This window comes from Marinobacter sp. (assembly GCF_046484525.1).
Lineage (GTDB): Bacteria > Pseudomonadota > Gammaproteobacteria > Pseudomonadales > Oleiphilaceae > Marinobacter.
Genome location: NZ_JAWOIS010000087.1, coordinates 1 through 24,733, shown reverse-complemented (window position 1 = coordinate 24,733; position 24,733 = coordinate 1). Strand labels below are relative to the sequence as shown.

Sequence of the window (24,733 nt, the reverse complement as noted above, 5' to 3'; positions counted from 1 at the left end):
CGGAATCCACGGCGCTGGTCTGGCAACACCCGGAACTGGGAAGTGGCCGGACAGGTATCGCTTAACCCTGGCAAGTTGCAGGAAATTGAGCGCAATAAACTGGCTGCTTAAACGCGGTCATTTGGACAACTGGGTTGAAAATCGCCGGAACAACGAGCACTGTATTCGGATTTGAACATTCTGGGTGGAGTAAATGCAGGGGTAGGTCAGCGGCTCCAAACTGGCGCGTGAACCGGGCGTTACTGTCCAACCCGAATATCCGCCTTGCGACCGTTTGTACCCTTTTCGAACGTCATTTTGGGAAGCGCGAATCTTTTACAGCGCGGTTGCCACAAATAAGTTACCAACTTTATTATGATAGGTATGGGCGGGTTTTGCGGCGAACACCTCAAATGTTACCAACTTTATTGTTTTCTAAAAGATTTTTAGTGCGATAAAATAGGGCGTGCGGAGGTGATTTGTTACCAACTTTATTATAATCCCACAAACGGGAATGCTCCCCCTTGTGGGCCGAAATATACTAAAGTTGGTTTCAGGCGTGCTAGCGGGAGAGACCGTGTCGCGCTACTGCGCGACCGGCGCCGAAGGAGCAACTGCCCCGGAAACTCTCAGGCAAAAGGACCGCTGGCATGAAGACTTTCCGAAGAGCTGCCGACGACCGCGTCAGTCGGCACACCGAAGGAGCAAGCGGCCGCTTTAGCTGAAACGGCGCGTGAATCTCTCAGGTCCCGTGACGGAAGGGGTGCTTTCTACCAGTTTGCGTAGGAAGGAAACTCTGGACGCTCCTGGAGATTTTCATGAAGCGAATTGCAGTTATTGGCGGCGGTATTACCGGTATCACGACCGCATACACTCTGGCCAAGCGCGGCCTCGATGTCACCGTGTACGAGAAGCACCGCTATGCGGGGATGGAAACCTCCTTCGCCAATGGTGGCCAGCTCTCGGCCTCCAATGCGGAGGTCTGGAACAACTGGCAGACGATGATCAAGGGCATCAAGTGGATGTCCCGAAGAGATGCACCGCTACTGGTCAATCCCAAGCCCTCCTGGCACAAGCTGAGCTGGTTCGCCGAGTTCATTGCCGCCATCCCCCAGTACGAAACCAACACCACCGAAACCGCCCGCCTGGCGATTGCTGCCCGTGATCACCTGTTCCAGTGGGCGCGGGACGAGGGTATCGATTTCGACCTCAAGAAGCGGGGCATCCTGCATATTTACCGTGACAAGGCCGGCTTTGACCATGCGGCCCACGTCTCGAAACTGCTCGCGGCCGGAGGCCTGGAGCGCCGGGCCGTCACGCCAGAGGAAATGCGTGCCATCGAGCCCACGTTGGCGGGCAACTATTACGGCGGCTTCTATACCGAAAGTGACTCAACCGGAGATATCCACAAGTTCACCCACGGCCTCGCCGAGGCGATCCTGCGCCTTGGGGTCACGACCTGCTATGGCCACACGGTCACCGAACTGAGCGCGGATCAGAGCCATGCCTGGGTGACAGCGGACGATGGCGAACAGCAAAACCGTGAAACCTTCGATGGCGTGGTGATCTGTGCCGGCGTTGGCAGCCGGGCGCTGGCGAAGAAGCTCGGGGATCGCGTCAACATCTATCCGGTCAAGGGCTATTCCATTACCGTTGAGCTGAACGACGAGGACTCCCGGAAGGCTGCGCCCACCGTCAGTCTCCTGGATGATGCCACCAAGATCGTGACCAGCCGGCTCGGTGACGACCGGTTCCGGGTCGCCGGTACCGCGGAATTCAGCGGTTTCAATCGTGATATCCGCGATGACCGGATTCGGCCGCTCACCCGCTGGGTGGAGCAATGTTTTCCGGGCGTCAGCACCCGGCGTGTCATACCCTGGGCCGGGCTTCGCCCCATGTTGCCCAACATGGTGCCCAGGGTCGGACCCGGCCGTCTTCCGACGGTGTTCTACAACACCGGCCATGGCCATCTGGGCTGGACGCTCTCAGCAATTACGGCAGAGATGTTGGCCGATGTGGTTGAGACGTCTTCCTCTCCGCATTGATTGTTTCATCGAGGACCCTCTGAACTTCTATGCCCGGCATCCTGGTTGTCCCACCACGGCCTGAATCCGGTATCCTTTAATATAACACCGTTTGTTTCAGGAAGATCGTGGGGGGGGGCATACAATGGGCAGACTGACCATCAACGCCGACATGGGCGAGAGTTTCGGCCCCTGGGTCATGGGCATGGACGAGCACGTCATGCCCCATGTCGATCTGGCCAATGTGGCCTGTGGCTTCCACGCCTCCGACCCGCATGTCATCCGGCGCACGGTGCGGCTGGCGAAACAGCACGATGTGAAGGTGGGTGCCCATCCGTCCTATCCGGACCTGATGGGTTTTGGCCGCCGCTCCATTGCCTGCTCGCCGGACGAAGTGGAAGATCTGGTGCTGTACCAGATCGGGGCGCTGTCCGGCATCTGCCAGGCTGAGGGCACGCGGATTCACTACGTGAAACCCCACGGCGCTCTCTACAACGACATGATCCAGGATCCCGGCCTATTCGAGGCCGTGGTCAAGGCGGTGAAGGATTTCGATGGCAGCCTGCCATTGATGACCATGGCCTCCTGCGACACCTCCATGGCCCGGGAAATCGCCGATCGCTACGGTATCACGTTGTGGTTCGAGGCCTTCGCCGATCGCGCCTATGACGGAGAGGGGCGCCTGGTTTCCCGGCGCACGCCCGGCGCGGTCCATGAGGATCCCGACGAAATCCTGGAGCAGGCCGTGAGGATTGCCAAGGGCGAACCGCTGACCGCCATTGATGGCAGCGAGATCGTTTTGAACGCCGATACCCTGTGTGTGCACGGGGATAACAACGAATCCATTGCCGCGATCCAGTCGATCCGCGAAGCGATCCTGGCGCTGGGAAACCGGGCATGAGCCGCAGTGCTGCGAATGCCTTGCCCCGGCTCGAATCCGCCGGTCTCGATGGCTGGATGGTCCGGTTGTTCGAGGAGATTGACGAGGCCAATCTGCACTGGATTACGGCCCTGGCCAGTCACTGCGAGTCGGCGTTTGCTGATGCGCTGGTCGATCTGGTGCCTTCCTACACCACGCTGCTCGTGGTCTTCGATCCTGTCCGGGTGTCTGCGACCGAGGCCCGGCAAAAAATTACCGGATTGCTGGCGAACCTGAAGCCGGACGAGAACATCGGTACCGGCCAGGTTCACGAATTGCCCACCTTCTATGATCCCAGCGTCGGGCCGGATCTGGAGCGGGTTGCCGGGCACACCGGCATGACCGTAGAGGAAGTGATCGATTGCCACAGCAGTAAAACCTACCGCGTCTTCGCCCTGGGCTTCGCCCCCGGTTTTGCCTTCATGGGCCTGACCGATCCGCGGCTGGAATGCCCCAGGCTCGATACCCAGCGCAAGAAGGTGCCGGTGGGCAGCGTCGCCATCGCCGCGCGCCAGACCGCCGCCTACCCGACGGCCACCCCCGGTGGCTGGAACCTGCTCGGCCGCACCAGCGCCCGGCTGTTTGATCGTGAACGGGAGGGCTTCAGCCTGCTGAGAGTGGGGGACCAGGTACGCTTTGTCTCCGTCAGCCGCGAGGAGTTCGAGCGCCAGGGCGGTGATACCACCCCCATGGAGGCGGCGGGATGACAGCACAACGCAAAACGGAAACCGCCATCCGGGTCCACCGGGCCGGACCGTTGGCGCTGCTGCAGGATCGGGGCCGTTTCGGCGTACGCCATCTGGGCGTGACCCAGGGCGGGCCTGCGGATCTGTACTCCTGGGCCTGGGCCAATTACCTGGCCGGCAACCCTTGGGGTACCGCGAGCCTGGAGATCACTTTTGGCGGGCTGCAACTGATCGCGGAACGAGATCTGGACATCGCCATCGCCGGTGCCGACCTCGGCGCGACCCTCGATGGGCAACCCGTACCCCTATGGCAGCGAGTGACCTGGAAAGAAGGTCAGAAACTGGTCGTTGCGTCGCCGGTGAGTGGACTGCGCGCTTACCTCTCGGTTCGGGGTGGTTTTGCCGCCGAACCCGTAATGGGCAGCGTTGCCTGTGTCAGTCGCGAGCAGCTCGGCGGGTTTGACGGATGGGGCAGCAAGCTGGCGGAGGGTGACCAGCTGGCAATTTATATCCCATATGGGGAGCCGGCAGCGGGGATGAGCGAGGCGCCGGACCTTGCCCGGAAGGATTTCCGGGAGGCGCCTGTCCTTGAGCTGCTACCCGGAGCCCAGATCGGGGAGTTCACCGGTCGCAGCCTGTATGATGCCTTCAATACCCGGTGGCGCGTCGACGACCGGGCCGATCGCATGGGCGTGCGGCTGCTTGGCCCGAAGCTGCATTGCAGGATAGCTTCGCTGATCTCGGAGGGGATCAATCTCGGTGGCGTTCAGGTGCCGCCGGATGGCCAGCCCATTGCCTTGCTCAATGACCGCCAGACCATCGGCGGCTACCCGCGGCTCGGGGCGTTGTCTCCGCTGTCGGCATCCCGGCTGGCCCAGTGTCTGCCCGGGCAGGAGGTCAGGCTGGTAGCCCGGGGAAGCGGGCCGGTACTCAGGGAATACCGGGATTTTCTGGAGCTATTCAAGCCGAGTTAAAAAAGACCCATCTCCCTTCCAGCAGGCGGGGATGGGTGCAAGAGCCAACCGTTTTACCGGTTGAGCGCAACGCCCGAAGCGTCAGTCGGCAGGGTTCGCAGCCCCCTGGGTGCGGGCTTTGGCTTCGGAGGTCAAAGATACGTTGGACAGGCCCTGTTGCAGTTTTTTGAGCAGATGCAGAAGGCTGACGCCGTCATCAAAACTCATCCCCTGCAGGGCCTGGTGGCAGAACTCGGTGATGGTGTTCTGCAGCTGGTTCCAGAAAGCCCGGCCGGAATCGGTGAGCACCACCAGTCTGGCCCGCCGGTCCTGGGGGTCGGGAATGCGGACCACGTGGCCGTCCCGCTCCATGCGCTTGAGGACGCCGTCCAGGTTCTGGCGGCTGACGTACAGGAACTCCTTGAGCTGATTGAAGGAGGTACCTTCCTCGAAACCCTCCCGTGACAGCGCCCCGAGTACCGCCCATTGCACGGCGCTGATGCCCATTTCATTCTGGACCTGGCGCTGCAGGATGTTTCCGGTCTGGAACAGCCGGAAAAACAGGCGGTTGGGTATGCCTCCGGATTCGTTGACGATCATCTGTGCTCCTGTCATGCCGCCCGGGCTTCCAGGCCAGGGCAGGTTGTCACCGGCACCCCGAATCGCAGAGGACATGGGGTGCATCACTTGGGGAGGTACTCGCGCGCGATGATGTTTTTCGTGATCTGCGCGGTACCATCACCAATCTGCAGGCCAAGGACATCCCGCAACCGCTGGGTAAAGGGCAGGTCTTCGCCCCAGCCGATGTGGCCGTGGGTCAGCAGGCACGGTTTCACCACGTCAAAGGCGAGCTTGGGCCCCTACCAACTGTTCATCGCCGCCTCGGCGTTGTGGGGCAGGTTGTTGTCCTTGAGCCCGAGCGCATGGTAGCACTGGATGCGCGCGGCATGAACGTAGGTCTGGTATTCCGCCAGGTAGTTCCTGGCCAGTTGCTGTTCGGCCAGGTAGGCCTTGGCCTGGTCCAGGGTCAGGTCGGTGGCGTTCTCATCCAGGGTGACAAAGGCGCACAGGCGCTCGCCCAGGCGTTCGTCCGGGCAGGTCATGGTGACCGCGCCACTTTCGATCATCGCGGCACGGCGTTCCGGATTGAGAGTGCTGCCTGTTTCCATCTGATTCACCTGTTGTGCCCGGTTTGTTGTTGTTGGGTGGCCTGACTGCAGATACAGGTCATTCCGTCGTCCATTTCAAAATAGGCTTCCCTAAAATAAACCGTCAATATGTTGTATATATAAATGCCGTGATGTTATCCAATGTCTTGATGGTATATATCTTGATGAGCAAACATGTTGCTTTAATTGGGTAGCTGGTTTCAAAAAATATCAGTCTCCACACGTGATCAGCTGATATGCTTAGCGTATCAACCGAACTCTGTCTTATAACCGGAACCCGGAATTCAGTGGAGATTAGCCATGACCGATAAAGCGAGTTTCAACTGGGAAGATCCCCTGCTGCTGGATCAGCAGTTGACCCAAGACGAGCGCATGGTGCGCGACAGTACCCGCCAGTTTGCCGAAGGCAAGCTCCAGCCCCGGGTGCTGGAAGCCTTCCGCAACGAACAGACCGATCCGGAGATTTTCCGGGAAATGGGCGAGACCGGCCTGCTCGGCGCCACCATTCCCGAGCAGTATGGTGGCAGCGGCCTCAATTACGTGTGCTACGGCCTGATCGCCCGGGAAATCGAGCGCGTGGATTCCGGTTATCGCTCCATGATGAGCGTGCAATCCTCCCTGGTGATGGTGCCCATCTACGAATTCGGCAACGAGGAAACCCGCCAGAAGTACCTGCCGAAACTGGCCTCAGGCGAGTGGATCGGCTGCTTCGGCCTGACCGAGCCGGACCACGGATCCGACCCCGGCAGCATGGCGACCCGGGCGCGTAAGGTGGACGGCGGTTACCGCCTGACCGGCAGCAAGATGTGGATCACCAACAGCCCGATCGCCGACGTGTTCGTGGTCTGGGCCAAGGATGATGAAGGCGCGATCCGAGGCTTTGTGCTGGAGAAAGGCTGGGAAGGCCTGAGTGCGCCGGTGATCCATGGCAAGGTTGGCCTGCGCGCCTCGATCACCGGGGAGATTGTGATGGACCGGGTGTTTGTACCGGAAGAAAACGCCTTCCCGGACGTACGAGGCCTCAAGGGCCCGTTCACCTGCCTGAACTCCGCCCGTTACGGGATTTCCTGGGGTGCCCTCGGCGCGGCCGAGGATTGTTGGCACACCGCCCGTCAGTATGTGCTGGATCGCAAGCAGTTCGGCCGGCCGCTAGCGGCCAACCAGCTGATCCAGAAGAAGCTGGCGGACATGCAGACCGACATCACCCTGGCCCTGCAGGGCTGCCTGCGCCTGGGGCGGATGAAGGACGAAGGCACCGCTGCGGTGGAAATCACTTCGATTATGAAGCGTAACTCCTGTGGCAAGGCTCTGGACGTCGCCCGCCTGGCTCGTGACATGCTCGGGGGTAACGGCATCAGTGACGAATTCGGCGTGGCGCGGCACCTGGTGAACCTGGAAGTGGTGAACACCTATGAGGGCACCCATGATGTGCATGCGCTGATTCTTGGCCGGGCCCAGACCGGTATCCAGGCCTTCTTCTAATCGCCTTTTTTATCATTTTTTCAGATAGCGACCGCATTTGGCCGGAAATCGGTTAAAATGCGGTCGCCCAATCGGGCATTATTTAGTAATATTACGAAAATATTCAGGGTCGGCGAGGACCTTCAGGCTTTCTTGTTGTTATTAAGACCAAATGCGGTCAAAAAATGTACCTTCGGATCATACCCCGGTACATAAATATCAAGGAAGATTCGGGCCCTTCGCCACATAATTTCAACAATCCGTTTTTCAGAAGATCTCTGCAATGCCCACTACTGTGTTTTCCGGCTTTACCCACAATTTCCTTGGCAAGGCGCCTGTCTGGTACAAGCAGGCCATTCTGCTGTTCCTGATTGCCAACCCGATTGTGATGTACGTGCTTGGCCCGGGGGTGGCAGGCTGGTTGCTGATCGGCGAGTTCATTTTCACTCTTGCCATGGCACTCAAGTGCTACCCGTTACTGCCGGGTGGGCTACTGGCGGTGGAAGCCTTGTTGATCGGCCTGACCACGCCGGATGCGGTGTATCTGGAAGTGCTGACGAACTTTCCGGTGATCCTGCTGCTGATGTTCATGGTGGCGGGCATCTATTTCATGAAGGAATTGCTGCTGGTCACCTTTACCCAGATCCTGGTGGGTGTCCGGTCAAAATCGGCGCTATCCCTGTTGTTCTGCAGTGCCGCCGCAGTGCTTTCGGCGTTCCTGGATGCGCTGACTGTCACCGCCGTGATCATCTCTGTGGCAGTGGGTTTCTATTCCGTTTATCACAAGGTGGCGTCCGGCAAGGGCTACCAGCACTCCGACCACAACACCAACAGTGACGACGAAGTGATCGAGCTGCACCGGGAAGATCTGGAAAACTTCCGGGCCTTTCTTCGCAGCCTGCTGATGCACGGGGCTGTGGGCACCGCACTGGGCGGGGTGACCACGATGGTAGGAGAGCCCCAGAACCTGCTGATCGCCAAGGTCGTCGGCTGGGACTTCATCGGCTTCTTCCTGAGCATGGCTCCGGTGAGCTTGCCGGTGCTGGCCGCTGGTCTGTTCACCTGCTGGGCGCTGGAGAAGTTGCGCTGGTTCGGCTACGGCGGCCGCCTGCCCAAGCCGGTACGCCGGGTACTGGAAGAGTTCGCCGAGAATGAGCGGAACAAGCGCACCAAGGCGGATCAGGCTGCACTGTGGGTGCAGGCTGCCGCTGCAGCGGTGTTGGTTATTGGTCTGGCTTTGCACCTGGCAGAGGTGGGGCTGATCGGCCTGCTGGTGATTATCCTGGTGACCTCCTTCACCGGCATCACCGATGAGCACCAGATTGGCAAGGCGTTCCAGGAATCCCTGCCGTTTACCTCTCTGCTGGTGGTGTTTTTTGCGGTGGTTGCCGTGATCCATGAGCAGCATCTGTTCAAACCGATCATTGACTATGTACTCTCGCTGCCCGAAAGTGAGCAGCCGGGCATGTTCTTCCTGGCCAACGGCCTGCTCTCCATGATCAGTGACAACGTATTCGTGGCCACGGTCTATATCAGTGAGGTCAAACAGGCCCTGGATGCCGGTGCCATCAGTGTCGACCATTTCCAGGACCTCGCGGTTTCCATCAACACCGGCACCAACCTGCCCAGTGTGGCAACCCCCAACGGCCAGGCCGCCTTCCTGTTCCTGCTGACCTCCGCGATTGCTCCGCTGGTACGGTTGTCCTACGGCCGGATGGTCTGGATGGCTCTGCCCTATACTCTGGTGATGGGAGGGATTGGCCTCTATTTCGTGGTTTACCATATCTGACGTATCGTCGAAATTGCGCCACGCGTCAGTGCAGATTCCGGAAGTTCTGGTACTCTAGCCTGCTGGGATATCTGCAGAATTGGAGATCATGAGTAATCACGCGAGGATGTATTCCCGAGACCGAGTGGATCGGCCACCGGTCCGGTTTTATGTGTGGGTAACCCTGGTGCTGTTGGCCCTCGGCGCCCCATTGTCACGGGCCGAGGCTTTTGAGCAAGGTGGCGTGCTTCGCATCGCCTACAATGAATTTCCGCCCTTTGCCCACCACACGGAATCCGGTGAGGCCTCCGGCCTGATCATCGAAATGACCCGCAAGGTGGCCAAGGAGGCCGGTTACCAGCCGGAATTCCTGTTTCTGCCCATCAGCCGGGTCTATCTCTACCTGAAGAATGGGATGGTGGATGCCTGGCCGGGGCTGACCAACATTCCCCAACTGGAGGGAGAAGTTCTGGAAAGCTGGGTGCAGCCGATGACCGTGCAGCTCAGCGCTTGGTACCTGGCCGGAAAGTCGCCCCTGAATCATTTCGATGACTTCAAGGGTAAGACCGTGATCGTGATCGGAGGCTACACCTATGCCGGGCTCATCCAGTGGTTGCAGGAATCCGACCAGGTTTTGATCACCGAGGCCCCGAACCACCGGGCAGCCATCGATATGCTCAAGCGCCACCGTGGCGATTACGTGCTCGACTACCACGCGCCGGTGCGGGAAATCCTGACTGAACCGTCCGACAGTGTCGTGAGGGAGTCTGAAATCCGCTCCCGGACCGTGGCCTGGCTGTTCTCCCTCGTCGGCCCACGGGCGGCAATTCTCCGGGAGGCCTTCGATGATGCCTACTTGCGGTTGGTACAGCGGGGGGAGCTACCGGTCATGCCCCGCAACGGTCAGGGCTATGTGATTCCCGGTTTTCCAGAAGCCTACCGCTGAGTTCCGATTCTTTCAGGGTATGAGGGTGAGGTCCCGGTACCAGGCGATGGCCTGCTCTCCTGTGTTGTCCGAATCGGACATGATGGCAATACCCACTACCGGTGGCGGGTCTTCGCCGAAGGCCTTACGGTAATCCGCCACGATATCCCGTTCCACGCTGACCCATTGGCCGGCCTGGCGGCTACCGGAGTTCACTGCCACCATTACGGTTCGGTCGGTGTAGGAATTGGCGATGAATTCTCCCTCACGTAGTTTGTTGGCCCAGATGTAATTCAGTGCATTGCCGGGCAGGGTTTCTCCGAACAGCACTTCCACCGTCTTGCGTTTGGCCCGCTCGAAGAACCCGGCTTGTTCGGGTTGGAACTCGAAGGCCACGTAGATTCGGGCCGGGTAGTCATCACCCGACTTCTCCCGGGCATTGCCGCCCTCGAACACGTTTGATACCTTCCACTGCCATGCCAGTTTCAGGCTGTTATCCGGCACCAGATTCAGGCGGGTAATCAGCCCTGAGGCGCCGCCCTCGGTGGTGGCCCTGACCACCTGTTGACCATCCTCCTGCACGAGTTCATAGCGGGTGTGTTGCTCGATCTTCGGGAAGTGCATCGGCTCCCAGCCTTCATCCAACGACCGGATCTGCGAGAAATGCGGTATCGGGTTGTCCGTGGCCAGGGCCTGGGCACCCAACGCCGCAGACACGGTGATGCCGGCCAGCCAGTACCAGCGAGATTTCATGACCTACCCCTTGTGATGATGTATCAACGAAGACAGGGCGATGTCGGAAAAGTGCCTTGTCCCGATCCTGTTACGTGTATATAGTGTTTCAATCCTTGGTCAACTACCAGATGTTGTGATCATCCTCTGATCGCCTCAGGTAGTCGGGAATCCGGTGAGAGTCCGGAACTGACGCGCAGCGGTATTGGGGAACGAGCGTGGCACAATGACACTGGCAAGGAGCCTCTGATTACCTCCTGAGCGCGAAAAGGCGACTCAGGAGGTAATCAGAGACTCCAAACCGGGAAGTCGCCACGCAAGGCCGGATCAGACGATCCACGCCCCTGAGTCCGAAGACCTGCCAGGGATCAGGAGCCGGCAACACCGGCTTCTGGACTGCACCTTCGCGACTCAGGGTGAGCAGACCGGTTCCCGTTGCCTGTCCTCCAGGCAAAGTGTGCCCCTGCATTCGCGAAGGTGAAATGGAACCAACGCGAACCCAGGAGAGCACCATGACAGCCACCGCCTTCGCCGAACCGCCGGCAGCTTCCACCCATACCCAATCCCTTCAGGTGATTAAACGCAACGGCACCCTGGTTGGATTCAATCCGGCCAAAATCAGTGTCGCCGTGACCAAGGCCTTCCTTGCCGTGGAAGGCGACAAGGCGGCCGGCTCTGCCCGCATCAACGACACCGTGCACCGGGCTACCGAACAGGTGGTCCAGGCCATCAGCCGGCGCCTGAAAGCCGGCGGCAAAGTACACATCGAGGATATCCAGGACCAGGTGGAACTGGCCTTGATGCGGGCCGAGGAACAGAAAGTGGCTCGTGCCTATGTACTGTACCGGGAAGAACACGCCCGCAAGCGCGCCGTGGAAGAACCCATGGAGGCCCACCCGCACCTCACCGTCAAAAAGGCGGACGGCAGCATCGCCCCGCTGGACCTGGGCCTGATGAAGCTGCAGGTGGAACAGGCTGCCATCGGCCTCGACGGCATTGACGGCGAATCCCTGGTGGAAGACGCCCTGCGCAACCTGTACGACAGCATCGAAGAAACCGAAGTGCTCTCGGCACTGGTCATGACCGCCCGCAGCCGGATCGAGCAGGAGCCGGATTACAGCGCCGTGACCGCCCGACTGCTGCTGGAACAGCTGCGCCTTGAAGCCGCCGAAGCCCTGGACCTGCCCCGGAATCAAACGCTGGCGGAAGTGTATCCACAGGCCCAGGCCGCCTTCATCCACGCCGGCATCCGCCACGAGTTGCTGGACGAAGCCCTGGCTGCCTTCGACCTGGAGCGGCTGGGCGAGGCCCTGAAACCGGAGCGGGATCACCAGTTCGGCTTCCTGGGTCTTCAGACCCTGTACGACCGCTATTTCCTGCACTGGAACAAGGCCCGACTGGAGCTGCCCCAGGTATTCTTCATGCGCGTGGCCATGGGCCTGGCGCTGCGGGAAGACGATCCCAACGCCCGGGCCATCGAGTTCTACGAGCTACTGTCCAGCTTCGACTATATGGCCAGCACGCCCACCCTGTTCAACAGCGGCACCCGGCATTCCCAGCTGTCCTCCTGCTACCTGACCACGGTGCAGGATGACCTCGAGAGCATCTACGGCGCCATCCGCGACAACGCCATGCTCTCCAAGTGGGCCGGCGGCCTGGGCAATGACTGGACCCCGGTACGGGCGCTCGGCTCCCACATCAAGGGCACCAACGGCCAGAGCCAGGGCGTGGTGCCGTTCCTGAAAGTGGTGAACGACACCGCCGTGGCGGTGAACCAGGGTGGCAAGCGCAAGGGCGCGGTGTGCGCCTACCTGGAAAGCTGGCACCTGGACATCGAGGAATTCCTGGAGCTGCGCAAGAACACCGGCGACGAACGCCGCCGCACCCACGACATGAACACCGCCAACTGGGTACCGGACCTGCTCATCGAACGCATGCGCGAGGACCGCGACTGGACCCTGTTCTCCCCCAGCGACGTGCACGACCTGCACGACCTATACGGCAACCCCTTCCGGGAACGTTACGAGCACTACGAAGCGCTGGCGGAGCAGGGCAAAATCAAACTGTTCAAGAAAATCCCCGCCAAACAGCTGTGGCGCAAGATGCTGACCGTGCTGTTCGAGACCGGCCACCCCTGGATCACCTTCAAGGACCCCTGTAACCTGCGCTCGCCCCAGCAGCATCAGGGCGTCGTCCACAGCTCCAACCTGTGCACCGAGATCACCCTGAACACCAGCGCCGATGAGATTGCCGTGTGTAACCTGGGCTCGGTCAACCTGGCCGCCCATATCGTCGGAGGTGAGCTGGACGTGCAGCGCCTGGAACGCACCGTGACCACCGCCGTGCGCATGCTCGACAACGTCATCGACATCAACTACTACGCCGTGCCCCAGGCCCGGAACTCCAACCTCAGGCATCGCCCGGTGGGTCTCGGCCTGATGGGCTTCCAGGATGCCCTTTATCAACTGGGCCTGCCGTACTCCAGCCCGGAAGCGGTGGAGTTTGCCGATGTCGCCATGGAGCAGCTCAGCTACTTTGCCATCCGTGCTTCCGCCACCCTGGCGGGCGAACGGGGCGCCTACGAGACCTATGAGGGCTCGCTATGGCATCAGGGCATTTTGCCCATCGACTCCATCAACCTGCTGAAGGAAAACCGCCGGGCCGGGGATTGCTCGGTGAATACCGAGGCGCGCCTGGACTGGAACCCGGTGCGGGAGCTGATTGCCAAAAACGGCATCCGCAACAGCAACGTCATGGCCATCGCACCGACCGCCACCATCTCCAACATCGTCGGCGTGTCCCAGTCCATCGAACCGGCTTATCAGAACCTGTTCGTGAAATCGAACCTCTCCGGTGAGTTCACCGTGGTGAACCCCTCCCTGGTCCGTGATCTCAAGGCGGAAGGCCTGTGGGACAACGTGATGGTCAACGATCTCAAATACTTCGACGGCTCGGTGCAGCAGATCGACCGCATCCCGGCGGAACTCAAGACCCGCTACGCGACCGCCTTCGAGATCGACGCCCGCTGGTTGGTGGAGGCCGCCGCCCGACGCCAGAAATGGCTCGACCAGGCCCAGAGTCTGAACTTGTACATGGCCGAACCCAGCGGCAAGAAGCTCGACGCCCTGTACCAGTTGGCGTGGGAGCGCGGACTCAAGACCACCTATTACCTGCGCTCCCTGGGGGCCACCGGTGCCGAGAAAACCGCCCCTGTTGCCGCGCAGCAACCGCAGGTGTGTTCCATTGACGACCCGGATTGCGAGGCGTGTCAGTAAATACTGACATACACAAGAGACTATAACTGCCAAGCCTGGAGAACCGGGCTGGTATCCCCTCCCGAAAATGTCTGTAGCCATGGATGGCTACAGCCAAGCCCTACAGGGACGTATTCACGGGCGGTTTTCGGGAGGGGATACCAGATCGGTTCAACCACCAGCTCTGGCAGGCTAAGGAATCAGAGGTTGAAAGCAATGTTGAACTGGGATGACGAACCGAAAACCGAATCGGGACCGGCCGCCACCGGCGGCCCCGCACCCGTGAATGTGGACGACAAGCGGGTAATCAACGGCGAGACCGACATCAACCAACTGGCACCGTTCAAGTACCCCTGGGCCTGGGAGTACTTCATGAACGCCAACAAGAACCACTGGACCCCGCTGGACGTCAACATGGCCCAGGACGTCCACGACTACCACCACCGCCTCAATCCGGCCGAAAAGCACGTGTATGAGAACGTGCTGGCCTACCTCACCACCTCCGACATCCTGGCCATGCGCAACATCGGCCTGGCGGTGATGGAGAAGATGAGTGCGCCGGAATTGCAGATCTACCAGGCCCGGCAGGTATACGAGGAAGCCCTGCATACCTGGACCTACCAGCACTGCATCGAGACCCTGAACCTGGACCAGAGCGAGATCTACAACCGCTACCGCGTAGTGCCGGAGATCCACGGCAAGATCAGGATGGCCAACCGCCGGCTCGATGCCGCCATGCGGCCGGACATGAACCTGCGCAACCCGGATGACCTGCAGGAGTTCGTCATGTCCTACCTGTTCTTCGCGGCGGTGTTCGAGGGCGCCTGGTTCTACAACGGCTTCAGCCCCATCTTCGCCCTGCAGCGCCGGGGCCTGATGCGCGGCACCGGGGAGCAGCTGCAGTACATCCTGCGGGACGAGGCCATGCACTTCTCCTTCGGCCTGAAAGTGGTGAATCAGATCCTTGAAGAGGAAAACATCACCCTCGATCCGAAAGCGGTGCGCGAGATGTGGGACGAGTCCGAGGCGGCCGAAACCGCCTACGCCAACTACATCCTGCGGGACCCGATCCTGGGTTATTCCGCCGAGTACCACAGCGAGCAGTTCCGCTTCGTGGCCAACCGGCGGGCGCGTACGGTGGGGTTGGAAGAGCCGTTCCCGGGCGCCAAAAATGTATCCCCGTGGCTGGATGAGCAAGCCACGCTCAGGAAGGAGAAGAACTTCTTCGAGACCCGGGTGATCGAGTACCAGACCGGCGCGCAGCTGGAGTGGTAAAAAGGTAGGAAGCGCGGAGCTGTCCGATCTGCCGGGCAGCTCCGGAGCGGCTATTTCCGGGCCATCGCCTCCAGCATCCGGTTCACCGCATCCAGGTGTTCCGGCTCGTTGTGGCTCATGCCCTGGAAGCAGGCGCAGATGTCCAGGAAATTCTTCAACTCCTTGCGCTGTGCCATCTTCAGGGCTGCCGGCATCAGCTCATCCGACGGCACCACATCCATGACGATCCCCAGCTCCTTCGCCTCGGCTGCCTCCACGATGCGCCCGGTCAGCTGGGGCAGCTGGGTCATCGTGGATCCCTTGTTATGTAGATTCACGGCGATTGTCTCCCTATGATTGGCCCATGCCAAGAACCTTCTACCGCCGAGGCCCCGATCACCGGGGTGATACCGCCGTCACCTTCCTGGACGTTCGCCGCCGTTTCCAGTTTCGCACCGTGGAGATCGGCCGCTGGGTGACCGAACCGGAAAAGCAGCGCAGCGCCGGGCTTTTCTACGATGCCCTGTGCGATCTGATGACCATACTCGGCGGCACCGAGACCCTCATCTCCCTGCGTGGCACCTTGGCGCTGCAGTACGGCATCGGCGGCTCCCCCGGCGTTTCCGCCCACTACAGCCCGGCCACCCGCAGCTTCGCCCTCGCCAAAAACGCGGGCCCCGGCAGCATCGCCCACGAGTGGTTCCACGCCTTCGACCACTACATCGCCGACAAGTTATTCACAGGTACTGGAAGAGGCGAGTTTGCCTCCAAACTCTGGCTCACCCGCGAAGACGCCATCGCCCACCCCCTGAACGATGGCCTGCAGGCTTGCTACCGGACCGTTCTGCTCAACGAGGGGGGCACCGAGCCCAGCAACCTGTTCCGCCAATCCGCCAAAGCCGACAAGGCCGCCGGAGTGCACTACTACAGCCAGCCGGAAGAGCTGTGCGCCCGGGCGTTTGAAGCCTTTGTGCAGGATGCCGACTGCAAGAATGCGTTTCTGGTGCGGGGAACCCGGGAATCGGAAGAGGCAAAGCTGGGGCTTTATCCACAGGGCGAACAGCGAGAGCGGATTAACTTTGCCTTCAACGATTACTTCCACAACCTGGGCTGTGCATTGCAAAGACTGGCTCGCTGAGCGATGTGATCAACCGAGAGGGCTACGTATCCCTGAAAATCCTTGCCCGACCTCATGGGTATAGATCTGGGCGGTGCGCAGATCCGAGTGGCCCAGCAAGTCCTGTACTGTCCAAATATCGGTTCCTCTTTTCAGCAACTCAGTGGCAAAGCTGTGGCGAAACGTGTGACAACCGGCCTTTTTACCGATGCCGGCTTCTCTTGCGGCCCCATGTCCCGGGGATGCCTTCCCTGCATTTTGAAGGCTTCATGCCGATACATGTATATCTATACAGTCTTATTGGTGCAGCGGATCACAGATGTCAAATGATTACGTGGAAACGACTGATGCAGTGGGCTAAGCTGTTGTTTTATAGATTTTTGGACAAGGTGCTGTCGGTTCCAAACGTTAGGCATACAATGAGATACTTATCGGCCCTGCTTATATTTGCCTCAACCACCATCTATGGTGGCGAATATGTTGGCATAGTATTTCCACCATTTCCGACAGAGGTAGAGGATTTAGGCAGCGTATTAATTAACTATCAAACCGGAAGTGAAGTAGAGTGGTCGGTAAATTTAGTGCAAATCGGTGCCAAAAAGCATCTGTGGCTTAACAGATTCGAAGAAAGAAAGAACAAAAACGCATACTTTAGGCTGCGTCACCAATTGACGCTCCCCGACACCAGGAATGGTGAATACATATATTTAAGTTTATGCAAAAGTAGCGGAAGTAATGAATTAAATATAACTGGCATAGGTTCAGGGCCGGCTGATGAAGAGTGGCATATAAAGATCACATCGGCCTACAAGCCAAATTTGAATACTGGGTTACTTGAGTCCATGAGCCCAGTTGGGGTTGCCTGTTACAACGAGGGGTATGGAGTTTAATGCCTAACACGGCGCTCCAGGCCGACCCGCTACCGCGACGCTCCTATTGTCGCTCTGCGGTAGCGGGCGCCTGAGCTGGGTCGTTAGCCAGCCGGAAACCGTATGATTACTGAGCCATTCAGCGACGCAAGGATTGTTGAGTCATGGGACATAAATGCCCTACCGTGGACTGCTGCTGTACGTGAGGGGCAGATTGAGAGTCGCAAGCAGATTACGGATCAAGCCATCATCGATGCCATTCTCAGCCGTCAGCCACGTTCCGTCCTTGATGTTGGCTGTGGCGAAGGATGGCTTGTTCGAGAGCTTGCCGCAAAAAATATGCATGTTGTAGGGACCGATGTTGTACAAAAACTTGTTGAAGAAGCCCGGCGTGCCGGCGGCGGAGATTTTCGCGCGCTATCTTACGAAGAGATTGCTGCTGGGAAACTCAAGGTCTCGGTTGATGTTGTTGTCTGTAACTTTGCGTTGCTCGGAAAAGAATCGGTTGAAGGAGTATTTGGGGCTGCACCATCCCTGCTTAATTCACACGGAACATTTGTCGTACAAACCCTTCACCCGGTGATGGCGTGCGGCGATCTGCCATACCGGGATGGATGGCGCGAAGGCTCATGGGCTGGGTTCAGTCCCGATTTCTCTAACCCGGCACCGTGGTATTTTAGAACCTTGGAGAACTGGATAAAGTTGTTCGTTGATAGTGGTTTTTGGATACGTGAAGTACGTGAGCCGTGCCACCCAAAGACCCAGAAACCAGCTTCCATAATTTTCATTGGAGAAACGGCTGGCTAACAACGCCATCAACACGGACGTGTGTGCCGGGCATGGCACTAGACTCGTCGGGTGAAAGTCCAGCTACTGTCAACAGTACCGATGTTTGACCTTATTTCATCAACATAGATTGTCCGGTTTTCATCAGTTATCAGTGTCCGGTTTTTGAGCGTCAGTGTTGTCATGGGCAAGCCGTTTTCCGCATCTTCCAGGACCTCCGGAACCCGGTGCCGAGCCGCATAACGCCCCTGTGGAACGATCAGCCTGAACTCGGCGAGTAACCCGCGAATCTGATTGATCTGTGCGGTGCGTTCTTTGGTCAGCCCCCGAGCCCAGTAATGGGCGCCGGAACAGGCCTCCATGCCGATCAGGCACGGCGGCAGTTGTGCAAAGCATGCCAACAGTTTGGGGCGATTCAGCCGTTTGCGAACCACGACCTTGCCGTGTTGATTGCTGCCGTGAATACTGAACACAGTTTTCGCCAGATCGATGCCGTAGGAGCGGGGGGAGTCCATGTCATTCGTTAATTGCCAAGGAAAGGTATGGCTATCAGCTTCAAGGTGAATCACCCCATTACCACTGAGCAGTTCATTGGTTTGCTGGAGAGTTCTACCCTCGGGGAGCGTCGGCCAATCCACGACCGAGAATGTATGGAGGGGGTGGTTTCTAATTCCAATCTCACCGTAAGCGCGTGGGATGATGATTTGTTGGTCGGTATCGCTCGCAGTGTCACGGATTTTCACTATGCCTGCTACCTGTCAGATTTGGCAGTTCATCAGAGCTATCAGAGGTCAGGAATAGGCAAACGATTACAGTCACTGACCCAGGAGCAACTGGGGCCGCTCTGCAAATTGATACTCATCGCGGCACCGGCAGCCAACTCGTACTATGGACAGATTGGTTACACGCCCAATGACCGTTGTTGGGTTCTGGATGCGGGGGTGACCATTGGCAATTAACAAGGCCAGGCACGCGACGCCTACTGTATTGCCGCTTCGCCTCCATTGCGTGGCCGCGCATGATGGCTGGCGTTGGGCGGCTTAGGAGAACTATGAGGAATCGAATTATCCAAATGTCTTGGGCGGCTTTTTTAGTTTTCTTTATTGTTGAGCCCGTATTTGCCGGTTCGGGTCAGGAGGCCTGTTTCTATCTTGACAAACTCAAGATAAAAGGCGAGCTGGCTTCGGTGACTCTTTTGGCAACCATAAAATCAGAGACTGTACATTTAGAAAAGTCGGGACTATTTAAAAACAAAAAAAGAATTTGTCAGTGGTCGCTCAATGGCGGCAGTGGAACAAAGGAAACATTCACGTTGGATGGTGAATACGCTGTTCCGATCTTAAACCCCGCATGTGAAGAACCATTTGGTCATCAAGAAACAGGTGTCGGCTTTGGCGACTGGTATCTTACACTCTGCGGAACTGCCATTGGCAAGAATCTAATAATTGAAACAAATGGTCGCACATATTCCGTCCCCTTAAGTGCTCTGACTCAGTGGACGAGGTATGAGTCCGGGAATTTCCCAATTGAAGGTGATAGTGGTGATTAACAACACCGCACAACAAATCGTTCCACCGGACAAAGCTTGCTGCGCTGGGCTTCGCAAACTTCGCCGGTGAACTCTGCGTTGAGGCTGTAGAAAAACTCCCAAAAATCAGCGCTTGGCTTTGATAGGATGCGGAAAACGGATCAATGGAAGGTCGGCATGCCCCGCTTCAAGCACTACAACTACGACCAGCACGCGATGGTCGTGATCAACTACCAGGAACAGCTTCAATCCGGTACCTTTGAACACGCGGCCCATTATCTGATTGAGCACAAGCTGGACCTGTCAGTTTTCCATCCCAAGTACCGCAATGAAGACACCGGTCGGCTGGCCTACGATCCGGCCACCCTGCTGGAGATCATCCTGTTCGCCAAAGGCCAGGAACACCACATTCTGCAACCGGTGCTTCCGCCGACCACCGCAAAGGCTCGGGAAGACAGGTCTCGTTCACCATCGAGAACAAGCGTCTACCCAACTACACCGACTGGATGAAACACCGGGTGGACAGCCTGCAGGGTAAAGAGATCTACAGCCACCGGATGTCGGTGGTGGAGCCGGTATGACGGGTTGAACAGCGAAATAGGAATTATCGATCCGTTGAATGGGCGCGACAAAAATATTACAAATCAGGCGCTGGGAACGACCCGGAAGCGGGTTTTTCTAGGGCTTCGTTGGGCCCCACGGGAGAAATTCGATGATTATTGACGCTTGGGCACAGCATCCGACGTTAAGGCATGTGCAAGATCCAATCTTTGAGTCACTTCGTCGGTGGACGAATATGCCTATACCCACAGCCGAGCTCCCCGTGGGGATGACCTTGGGAATGATGGATCAGGCAGGCGTGAATCGCAGTCTGATTTCAGCTTGGATTGCTCCTCATAACGTCATGATTTCCAACGATGAGGTGGCGGGCTTCGTCGCCGAGGCACCTGACAGGTTAGTGGGCGTAGGGTCAGTAGACATTTCAAAGCCAATGGATGCTGTTCGCGAAATTCGGCGTTGCATTAACGAGCTTGGGTTCAAAGCCATTCGAGTCCTGCCATGGCTCTGGGAAGCTCCGCCCACAGATCGTCGCTTTTACCCCGTTTACACAGCTTGCTGTGATCTCGGCGTCCCGTTTTGCACCCAGATTGGTCACACTGGCCCACTTATGCCGTCTGAAGTGGGTAGGCCAATCTATCTGGATCGTGTGGCTTTGGATTTTCCAGAGTTAGTGGTTGTTGGTGGGCACATTGGATACCCCTGGACAGATGAGGCTATTGCCGTTGCTACAAAGCACGAAAATGTCTACATCGATACATCGGCATACACCGCGAAGAAGTATCCGCCAGCTTTGGTTGAATTCATGCGTAGTCACGGTCGCACCAAAGTACTTTTCGGTACGAATTACCCAATGATCACGCCAGCGAAAGCCCTCGAAAATCTTGCTGATTTGGCATTAGGGGAAGAGGTTCAGAGCCTTTTCCTGAACGGAAATGCATCTCGAATTTTCAAGTTGTAGTCGGTGCAGTGTGGCCCAACAATGTGTTGCAGCGTGCAGAGCTATCTAGTGCCCCGTCTGGTTAATTCGCTGACCTACTGCGCAGTGCTGGGGCCCCAGCGCTGCGCCCTCAGTGGCTCAGTAGGTCAGCGAATTAACCAGACGGGACACTAGGGAAGAGGCAATGGCAACCTTTGGTAGCCCGGCGTCATGGTATATCAGCAAGTCTATTGTTCCGTTGGAAGAAGCTGATGAAAGACGGTGACATGTCCGCGATTGAATCCGGTGATGAGGTTGTCAGTGCATCCGAGGTAAAGCCCTGAACAAGAAGGTTCGGAAGCTGGCGCGAATGCTGGGCCGCAAGACGATGGAAGCTGAAATACTCCAGGAAGCCCTGGGAGGTGGCTCAGTCAAAATTGAACACCGGAATTGGCATCATCGGTAAGTTGATGGCCGTGACAAAAAAGCTAAAGAACCTGCCGCAGGGAACGACTCGGAACCGAGTTTTTCTAGAGCCTCGTGAGGTGCACTCAATGAGATTTCTGTTGTTCGTCTTGTCTGTAATGAGCCTCATGGCTTGTGCTCCTATTCCGCATAAAGAAGACATAAGTCCGACAATTAGCGGGAAAGTCATCGACGCAACCTCAGGTAAAGGTATCAAGGATGTCGCAGTGGAAGTTCACCCCTGGAACCAAACTCAGAGTGCCTTATCCGGTCGTTCTGATGAGAATGGCGAGTTCGCGCTCGGCAAGGTTCAGAGATGGCGTGCGGTCGTCTGGATGCTTGGTGGGGACCCCGTCATGTACGGCTATGTCAGAATTGTGCGCGACGGCTACGCAACGACAAAGAGCGAGTATTTCCTTAGTACCGGGGAGTTGTTCGTTGAGGGCGGGCCACACATTGAGCTGGGCGATATCAGCTTGGATCTTGAATGAAGAAAACAGCACCTAACAATCGGTTGCGCTCCAACCTGGACTGCGCCCGCTGGGACGTCAACCCGCTGCGCGGCTCATGGCCCTCCCCCCGAGGGCATGGTTCGCAGCATGAGCCGAAAGGGAAACCCTCTCGACAATGCGGCCATGGAGTCTTACTTCCATATGCTAAAAGCAGAGCTGGTAAATAAGCGCCTGTTCGACACGAAAGTGCAGGCGGTCTCGGAAATTATTCACCACATGATGTTTGATAACCGTGTCAACAAAAGCGAGCGACTGCACTCGAGTTTGGGCTACCAATCACCGGAAGAGTATGAAAAGCTCAGTGCCTGAAGTGTCCGCCAAAGTGGTGCAAGATCACACCGCTCAACATTGGTGTTAAAAATATAAGGAGAGTCATGGACTGTTTTAACCATTCCGGAGTGGCCGCGATTGGGACGTGCAAATGCTGTAGCAAAGGCCTTTGCTCGAACTGTGCCACAGATTTAACTCATGGTCTTGCGTGCAAAAATAAGCATGAGTCTCAGGTTGAGGCTATTAACATGATTATTGAGAAAAACGCCAAAATGTACGCCGATGCTCCCAAAAATACAATAATAGCGCCGGTCTTCTACTTGTTCATGGGGCTTTTATTTTCGGGGTTTGGATATTTCTCAAGTGGCGGAATTGTCAGCTTGCCATTTTTGATGGGGTTAGGCTTCATCATTTTTGCAATAGTTGTTTTCCTGCGTCATAGAGCGCTGTTCGGAAATATCGAAAATTCTTAACAAGGCGCATCAGTACGCGGTGGACTTCCCCTGCGGTTAATCAACGCCATTTGAATCTGAAGCGGTTTGAGACTGCGACTCTACATTCGGCCTCTTTGTGGACGCTTTTGCCCAGGCCAGGATGATGATACGTGTGAGTGATGACCTCATTCTTGCTGCTCTTGCGATAGGGGGCGACAAAGCGAGGTGTGATGATCCGCATATCATGGCCCAGCCTGGTCATTTCACGCGCCCGACAGTGGGCTCCGGAACAGGCGCCATGCCGGCCAGGCACGAAGGAAGTTGCGCAAAGAACACCAATGGCTTAGGCCGATTCAGTCGTTTGTGAACCACAACCTTGCCGTGTGGGTCGGTGCCATGAATACTGAACACGGTTTTCGTCAGGTCAATGCCAATGGATGTAACCTTCATGATGACTCCTCCTGCTTTTGATTGAAGATGTCAGGCGCCTTCAATGTGGTGCATCGGTGAGGTGGGAGCAGGGGGAGTCCATATCATTCGTTAGGCAGTGGGGAATCCGTGAAGTTTAGAGTGTGGCTGGTGTTTTGCTCTTTGCTGGTATGGTTTGGTATCTCCTAATTAATATTAGCGGGATTTTTCTTGCAGAAATTCTTATCGATCAAGGTAATCCGCCAGATACCATGGCTTATAAATGTCAAGGGTGTAGCGTTTTCTCAGCTACTCCGGTTGCAGCAGTCAAAGCGGCTGCATTGTCGTTTATTTCAACTGTGACTTGGTTTGTCATAAAAGACACATCGAAAGTATTTTATTGGATATATATTACTAGCGTGGTTGGCTTGATTGTAAATGCTGAGTTTTTCGTTAGATGCCAACTAAATTTGGAGATCAATCATGAACTTGACAAAGAAGAAATTAGAAGATGCCTCTGCTGAAAATATAATTTCCCCTCAGCAAGTAGAATCCCTGTACGAGTTCTTGCTTGCTCAATCTCAAGATGTTCCGAAATTTACGTTTACTCACGTTCTTTATTACTTGGGCGGGCTTATTGCTATTGGAGCGATGACGCTCTTCATGAACTTGGGCTGGGAATCTTTCGGCGGTGCTGGAATATTGTCAATCTCTGTTCTCTATGCTGCTGTTGGACTAAAGATCACGAATTCTTTTGCAGCAAAGAATCTTGCTATTCCTGCTGGTATTTGCGCAACATTTGTCGTCTGCTTAACGCCTTTGGCAATTTATGGCTTCCAGCAGTGGCTTGGAGTCTGGCCTGATGATAGCGTATATAGAGACTACCATAGATACATAAAGTGGCATTGGCTATATATGGAATTAGGCACACTGGCTGTTGGGGCAATTGTTGCCTGGAAGTACAAGTATCCTTTTCTGATTATGCCAATTGCTGTAACGCTTTGGTATATGACAATGGATATTACAGCTATGATTTCAGGCGGAGATTTGACATGGGAATTAAGGGAGTTAGTCTCTTTATATTCGGGCCTTTTAATGATAGGTCTCGCTTTTTGGGTTGACATAAGGGCGCACCAGAAGGGTGACTATGCCTTTTGGATTTATATCTTTGGTGTTATTGCATTTTGGGGCGGCTTATCTTCCCAGAACTCAGATAGTGAGCTATCAAAGTTCCTGTATTTCTGCACCAATCTTATAATGATAGGTGTTGGCGTACTTTTAGTTCGTAGAGTTTTCGTAGTTTTCGGCGCTCTTGGTAGTTGTGGTTATCTTGGTTATTTAGCGTCTGATGTTTTTAGTGATACTTGGCTATTTCCAATTGCATTGACCGCCATTGGACTTGGCATTATCTATCTCGGTATTCTTTGGCAGAAGCACGAAAGATCTATCACAAAAAAGTCACGTTCATTGCTTCCTGTTCCGCTACGACAGCTGCTGGAGGCAAAGTCATGATGCTGCATTTAACAAGTGTGTCTATTATGTTGGGGGACATCTAAGGAGACTCTGAATAAGTCTCAAAATCAGCGATAATATGGCCATCGCCAACTGCATAGGATTCGTCGCCACCATGGATCAGATGACCTTCTCCGAAGCCGAGTACCAGAACAAGAAGCGTAAGACCCGTCGCGAGATCTTTCTGGAACGGATGGACAAGCTGATTCCCTGGAAGCAGTTGGAAAAGAA

At 56.7% G+C, this 24,733-nt stretch carries 22 protein-coding genes, 7 pseudogenes and 2 riboswitches; of the genes and pseudogenes, 22 read left to right on the top strand and 7 right to left on the bottom strand.

Annotated features, from left to right (window positions below; all coding sequences use genetic code 11):
- Positions 1 to 535 precede the first annotated feature (535 nt).
- Positions 536 to 634, top strand: a riboswitch (glycine riboswitch).
- 163 nt (positions 635 to 797) lie between these two features.
- The 4 genes from R6W86_RS17275 (at position 798) to R6W86_RS17260 (ending at position 4,582) form a co-directional block, all read left to right on the top strand.
- A complete protein-coding gene (locus R6W86_RS17275) occupies positions 798 to 2,024 on the top strand; it encodes a D-amino acid dehydrogenase (RefSeq protein WP_410330584.1) in 1,227 nt (408 codons plus the stop codon).
- Between the two features lie 124 nt (positions 2,025 to 2,148).
- On the top strand, positions 2,149 to 2,904 hold the full coding sequence (locus R6W86_RS17270) for a 5-oxoprolinase subunit PxpA (RefSeq protein ID WP_410330583.1): 756 nt from the start codon (positions 2,149 to 2,151) through the stop codon (positions 2,902 to 2,904).
- Positions 2,901 to 3,629: a 5-oxoprolinase subunit PxpB gene (gene pxpB / locus R6W86_RS17265; protein ID WP_410330582.1), complete on the top strand. Its 729-nt coding sequence runs from the start codon at positions 2,901 to 2,903 to the stop codon at positions 3,627 to 3,629. The genes R6W86_RS17270 and pxpB overlap by 4 nt, the downstream gene beginning before the upstream one ends.
- The gene (locus R6W86_RS17260) at positions 3,626 to 4,582 is read left to right on the top strand and encodes a biotin-dependent carboxyltransferase family protein (protein ID WP_410330581.1); all 957 of its coding nucleotides are present in this window, start codon (positions 3,626 to 3,628) and stop codon (positions 4,580 to 4,582) included. Before pxpB ends, R6W86_RS17260 begins: the two co-directional genes overlap by 4 nt.
- 81 nt (positions 4,583 to 4,663) lie before the next feature.
- Here the strand turns inward: R6W86_RS17260 and R6W86_RS17255 are convergent, their stop codons facing one another.
- Both R6W86_RS17255 and R6W86_RS17250 read right to left on the bottom strand, forming a co-directional pair.
- On the bottom strand, positions 4,664 to 5,236 hold the full coding sequence (locus R6W86_RS17255) for a MarR family winged helix-turn-helix transcriptional regulator (RefSeq protein WP_410330580.1): 573 nt from the start codon (positions 5,234 to 5,236) through the stop codon (positions 4,664 to 4,666).
- Between the two features lie 8 nt (positions 5,237 to 5,244).
- Positions 5,245 to 5,664, bottom strand: a pseudogene (locus R6W86_RS17250) (acyl-CoA dehydrogenase family protein).
- Positions 5,665 to 6,030: 366 nt separating this feature from the next.
- Between R6W86_RS17250 and R6W86_RS17245 the strand changes: the two are divergent.
- From R6W86_RS17245 to R6W86_RS17235, 3 genes are all read left to right on the top strand, one after another.
- Entirely contained in the window at positions 6,031 to 7,212 is a 1,182-nt protein-coding gene (locus R6W86_RS17245) for an acyl-CoA dehydrogenase (RefSeq protein WP_410330579.1), read from the top strand.
- A gap of 262 nt (positions 7,213 to 7,474) precedes the next feature.
- Positions 7,475 to 8,980, top strand: coding sequence for a sodium/proton antiporter NhaB (gene nhaB, locus R6W86_RS17240; RefSeq protein ID WP_410330578.1), 1,506 nt, complete (start codon positions 7,475 to 7,477; stop codon positions 8,978 to 8,980).
- Between the two features lie 88 nt (positions 8,981 to 9,068).
- Complete coding sequence (locus R6W86_RS17235) at positions 9,069 to 9,905, top strand: substrate-binding periplasmic protein (RefSeq protein WP_410330577.1); 837 nt, start codon at positions 9,069 to 9,071, stop codon at positions 9,903 to 9,905.
- Between the two features lie 12 nt (positions 9,906 to 9,917).
- Here the strand turns inward: R6W86_RS17235 and R6W86_RS17230 are convergent, their stop codons facing one another.
- Positions 9,918 to 10,637, bottom strand: coding sequence for a DUF3047 domain-containing protein (locus R6W86_RS17230; protein ID WP_410330576.1), 720 nt, complete (start codon positions 10,635 to 10,637; stop codon positions 9,918 to 9,920).
- A 110-nt stretch (positions 10,638 to 10,747) separates the two neighbouring features.
- A riboswitch (cobalamin riboswitch) is annotated at positions 10,748 to 10,997 on the top strand.
- A 131-nt stretch (positions 10,998 to 11,128) separates the two neighbouring features.
- On the opposite strand from R6W86_RS17230, the gene R6W86_RS17225 reads away from it, so the two are divergent.
- Both R6W86_RS17225 and R6W86_RS17220 read left to right on the top strand, forming a co-directional pair.
- Positions 11,129 to 13,891, top strand: a complete 2,763-nt coding sequence (locus R6W86_RS17225; RefSeq protein ID WP_410330575.1) for a ribonucleoside-diphosphate reductase subunit alpha — start codon at positions 11,129 to 11,131, stop codon at positions 13,889 to 13,891.
- Positions 13,892 to 14,086: 195 nt separating this feature from the next.
- Positions 14,087 to 15,145: a ribonucleotide-diphosphate reductase subunit beta gene (locus R6W86_RS17220; RefSeq protein ID WP_410330574.1), complete on the top strand. Its 1,059-nt coding sequence runs from the start codon at positions 14,087 to 14,089 to the stop codon at positions 15,143 to 15,145.
- Between the two features lie 50 nt (positions 15,146 to 15,195).
- Here the strand turns inward: R6W86_RS17220 and R6W86_RS17215 are convergent.
- A pseudogene (locus tag R6W86_RS17215) lies at positions 15,196 to 15,417 on the bottom strand (enoyl-CoA hydratase); the annotation flags it as partial.
- A 71-nt stretch (positions 15,418 to 15,488) separates the two neighbouring features.
- Here R6W86_RS17215 and R6W86_RS17210 point away from each other — a divergent pair.
- Positions 15,489 to 16,262 carry a CLCA_X family protein gene (locus R6W86_RS17210; protein ID WP_410330573.1) on the top strand — a complete coding sequence of 258 codons (774 nt, stop codon included), beginning with the start codon at positions 15,489 to 15,491 and terminating at the stop codon, positions 16,260 to 16,262.
- A 9-nt stretch (positions 16,263 to 16,271) separates the two neighbouring features.
- On the opposite strand, the pseudogene R6W86_RS17205 reads toward R6W86_RS17210, so the two are convergent.
- A pseudogene (locus tag R6W86_RS17205) lies at positions 16,272 to 16,469 on the bottom strand (tyrosine-type recombinase/integrase); the annotation flags it as partial.
- A gap of 119 nt (positions 16,470 to 16,588) precedes the next feature.
- Here R6W86_RS17205 and R6W86_RS17200 point away from each other — a divergent pair.
- Both R6W86_RS17200 and R6W86_RS17195 read left to right on the top strand, forming a co-directional pair.
- On the top strand, positions 16,589 to 17,131 hold the full coding sequence (locus R6W86_RS17200; protein ID WP_410330572.1) for a hypothetical protein: 543 nt from the start codon (positions 16,589 to 16,591) through the stop codon (positions 17,129 to 17,131).
- Positions 17,132 to 17,233: 102 nt separating this feature from the next.
- The gene (locus R6W86_RS17195; protein ID WP_410330571.1) at positions 17,234 to 17,917 is read left to right on the top strand and encodes a class I SAM-dependent methyltransferase; all 684 of its coding nucleotides are present in this window, start codon (positions 17,234 to 17,236) and stop codon (positions 17,915 to 17,917) included.
- A 299-nt stretch (positions 17,918 to 18,216) separates the two neighbouring features.
- Here the strand turns inward: R6W86_RS17195 and R6W86_RS17190 are convergent.
- Positions 18,217 to 18,411 (bottom strand): annotated as a pseudogene (locus R6W86_RS17190) (IS110 family transposase); the annotation flags it as partial.
- Between the two features lie 27 nt (positions 18,412 to 18,438).
- On the opposite strand from R6W86_RS17190, the gene R6W86_RS17185 reads away from it, so the two are divergent.
- The 8 genes and pseudogenes from R6W86_RS17185 (at position 18,439) to R6W86_RS17150 (ending at position 22,621) form a co-directional block, all read left to right on the top strand.
- Positions 18,439 to 18,855: a GNAT family N-acetyltransferase gene (locus R6W86_RS17185; protein WP_410330570.1), complete on the top strand. Its 417-nt coding sequence runs from the start codon at positions 18,439 to 18,441 to the stop codon at positions 18,853 to 18,855.
- Between the two features lie 92 nt (positions 18,856 to 18,947).
- Positions 18,948 to 19,445, top strand: a complete 498-nt coding sequence (locus R6W86_RS17180) for a hypothetical protein (protein ID WP_410330569.1) — start codon at positions 18,948 to 18,950, stop codon at positions 19,443 to 19,445.
- A gap of 156 nt (positions 19,446 to 19,601) precedes the next feature.
- Positions 19,602 to 19,814, top strand: a pseudogene (locus R6W86_RS17175) (IS1182 family transposase); the annotation flags it as partial.
- Positions 19,815 to 20,136: 322 nt separating this feature from the next.
- Complete coding sequence (locus R6W86_RS17170; protein WP_410330568.1) at positions 20,137 to 20,943, top strand: amidohydrolase family protein; 807 nt, start codon at positions 20,137 to 20,139, stop codon at positions 20,941 to 20,943.
- Between the two features lie 173 nt (positions 20,944 to 21,116).
- A pseudogene (locus tag R6W86_RS17165) lies at positions 21,117 to 21,319 on the top strand (transposase); the annotation flags it as partial.
- A gap of 4 nt (positions 21,320 to 21,323) precedes the next feature.
- Positions 21,324 to 21,857, top strand: a complete 534-nt coding sequence (locus R6W86_RS17160) for a carboxypeptidase-like regulatory domain-containing protein (protein ID WP_410330567.1) — start codon at positions 21,324 to 21,326, stop codon at positions 21,855 to 21,857.
- Between the two features lie 90 nt (positions 21,858 to 21,947).
- A pseudogene (locus R6W86_RS17155) lies at positions 21,948 to 22,187 on the top strand (integrase core domain-containing protein); the annotation flags it as partial.
- Between the two features lie 209 nt (positions 22,188 to 22,396).
- The gene (locus tag R6W86_RS17150; protein WP_410330566.1) at positions 22,397 to 22,621 is read left to right on the top strand and encodes a hypothetical protein; all 225 of its coding nucleotides are present in this window, start codon (positions 22,397 to 22,399) and stop codon (positions 22,619 to 22,621) included.
- A gap of 219 nt (positions 22,622 to 22,840) precedes the next feature.
- On the opposite strand, the gene R6W86_RS17145 is transcribed toward R6W86_RS17150, so the two are convergent.
- The gene (locus tag R6W86_RS17145; protein WP_410330565.1) at positions 22,841 to 23,032 is read right to left on the bottom strand and encodes a hypothetical protein; all 192 of its coding nucleotides are present in this window, start codon (positions 23,030 to 23,032) and stop codon (positions 22,841 to 22,843) included.
- A 122-nt stretch (positions 23,033 to 23,154) separates the two neighbouring features.
- Between R6W86_RS17145 and R6W86_RS17140 the strand changes: the two genes are divergently transcribed.
- Positions 23,155 to 23,514 carry a hypothetical protein gene (locus R6W86_RS17140; protein WP_410330564.1) on the top strand — a complete coding sequence of 120 codons (360 nt, stop codon included), beginning with the start codon at positions 23,155 to 23,157 and terminating at the stop codon, positions 23,512 to 23,514.
- The gene (locus R6W86_RS17135; protein ID WP_410330563.1) at positions 23,474 to 24,502 is read left to right on the top strand and encodes a DUF2157 domain-containing protein; all 1,029 of its coding nucleotides are present in this window, start codon (positions 23,474 to 23,476) and stop codon (positions 24,500 to 24,502) included. Before R6W86_RS17140 ends, R6W86_RS17135 begins: the two co-directional genes overlap by 41 nt.
- The last annotated feature ends 231 nt before the right edge of the window (positions 24,503 to 24,733 follow it).

Excerpts from the sequence above, each read along its gene's own strand:
- R6W86_RS17275 (WP_410330584.1), top strand. The coding sequence starts at position 798 with ATGAAGCGAATTGCAGTTATTGGCGGCGGTATTACCGGTATCACGACC.
- R6W86_RS17270 (WP_410330583.1), top strand. The coding sequence starts at position 2,149 with ATGGGCAGACTGACCATCAACGCCGACATGGGCGAGAGTTTCGGCCCC.
- pxpB (WP_410330582.1), top strand. The coding sequence starts at position 2,901 with ATGAGCCGCAGTGCTGCGAATGCCTTGCCCCGGCTCGAATCCGCCGGT.
- R6W86_RS17260 (WP_410330581.1), top strand. The coding sequence starts at position 3,626 with ATGACAGCACAACGCAAAACGGAAACCGCCATCCGGGTCCACCGGGCC.
- R6W86_RS17255 (WP_410330580.1), bottom strand. The coding sequence starts at position 5,236 with ATGTCCTCTGCGATTCGGGGTGCCGGTGACAACCTGCCCTGGCCTGGA.
- R6W86_RS17245 (WP_410330579.1), top strand. The coding sequence starts at position 6,031 with ATGACCGATAAAGCGAGTTTCAACTGGGAAGATCCCCTGCTGCTGGAT.
- nhaB (WP_410330578.1), top strand. The coding sequence starts at position 7,475 with ATGCCCACTACTGTGTTTTCCGGCTTTACCCACAATTTCCTTGGCAAG.
- R6W86_RS17235 (WP_410330577.1), top strand. The coding sequence starts at position 9,069 with ATGAGTAATCACGCGAGGATGTATTCCCGAGACCGAGTGGATCGGCCA.
- R6W86_RS17230 (WP_410330576.1), bottom strand. The coding sequence starts at position 10,637 with ATGAAATCTCGCTGGTACTGGCTGGCCGGCATCACCGTGTCTGCGGCG.
- R6W86_RS17225 (WP_410330575.1), top strand. The coding sequence starts at position 11,129 with ATGACAGCCACCGCCTTCGCCGAACCGCCGGCAGCTTCCACCCATACC.
- R6W86_RS17220 (WP_410330574.1), top strand. The coding sequence starts at position 14,087 with ATGTTGAACTGGGATGACGAACCGAAAACCGAATCGGGACCGGCCGCC.
- R6W86_RS17210 (WP_410330573.1), top strand. The coding sequence starts at position 15,489 with ATGCCAAGAACCTTCTACCGCCGAGGCCCCGATCACCGGGGTGATACC.
- R6W86_RS17200 (WP_410330572.1), top strand. The coding sequence starts at position 16,589 with ATGCAGTGGGCTAAGCTGTTGTTTTATAGATTTTTGGACAAGGTGCTG.
- R6W86_RS17195 (WP_410330571.1), top strand. The coding sequence starts at position 17,234 with ATGATTACTGAGCCATTCAGCGACGCAAGGATTGTTGAGTCATGGGAC.
- R6W86_RS17185 (WP_410330570.1), top strand. The coding sequence starts at position 18,439 with ATGGCTATCAGCTTCAAGGTGAATCACCCCATTACCACTGAGCAGTTC.
- R6W86_RS17180 (WP_410330569.1), top strand. The coding sequence starts at position 18,948 with ATGAGGAATCGAATTATCCAAATGTCTTGGGCGGCTTTTTTAGTTTTC.
- R6W86_RS17170 (WP_410330568.1), top strand. The coding sequence starts at position 20,137 with ATGATTATTGACGCTTGGGCACAGCATCCGACGTTAAGGCATGTGCAA.
- R6W86_RS17150 (WP_410330566.1), top strand. The coding sequence starts at position 22,397 with ATGATTATTGAGAAAAACGCCAAAATGTACGCCGATGCTCCCAAAAAT.
- R6W86_RS17145 (WP_410330565.1), bottom strand. The coding sequence starts at position 23,032 with ATGAAGGTTACATCCATTGGCATTGACCTGACGAAAACCGTGTTCAGT.
- R6W86_RS17135 (WP_410330563.1), top strand. The coding sequence starts at position 23,474 with ATGAACTTGACAAAGAAGAAATTAGAAGATGCCTCTGCTGAAAATATA.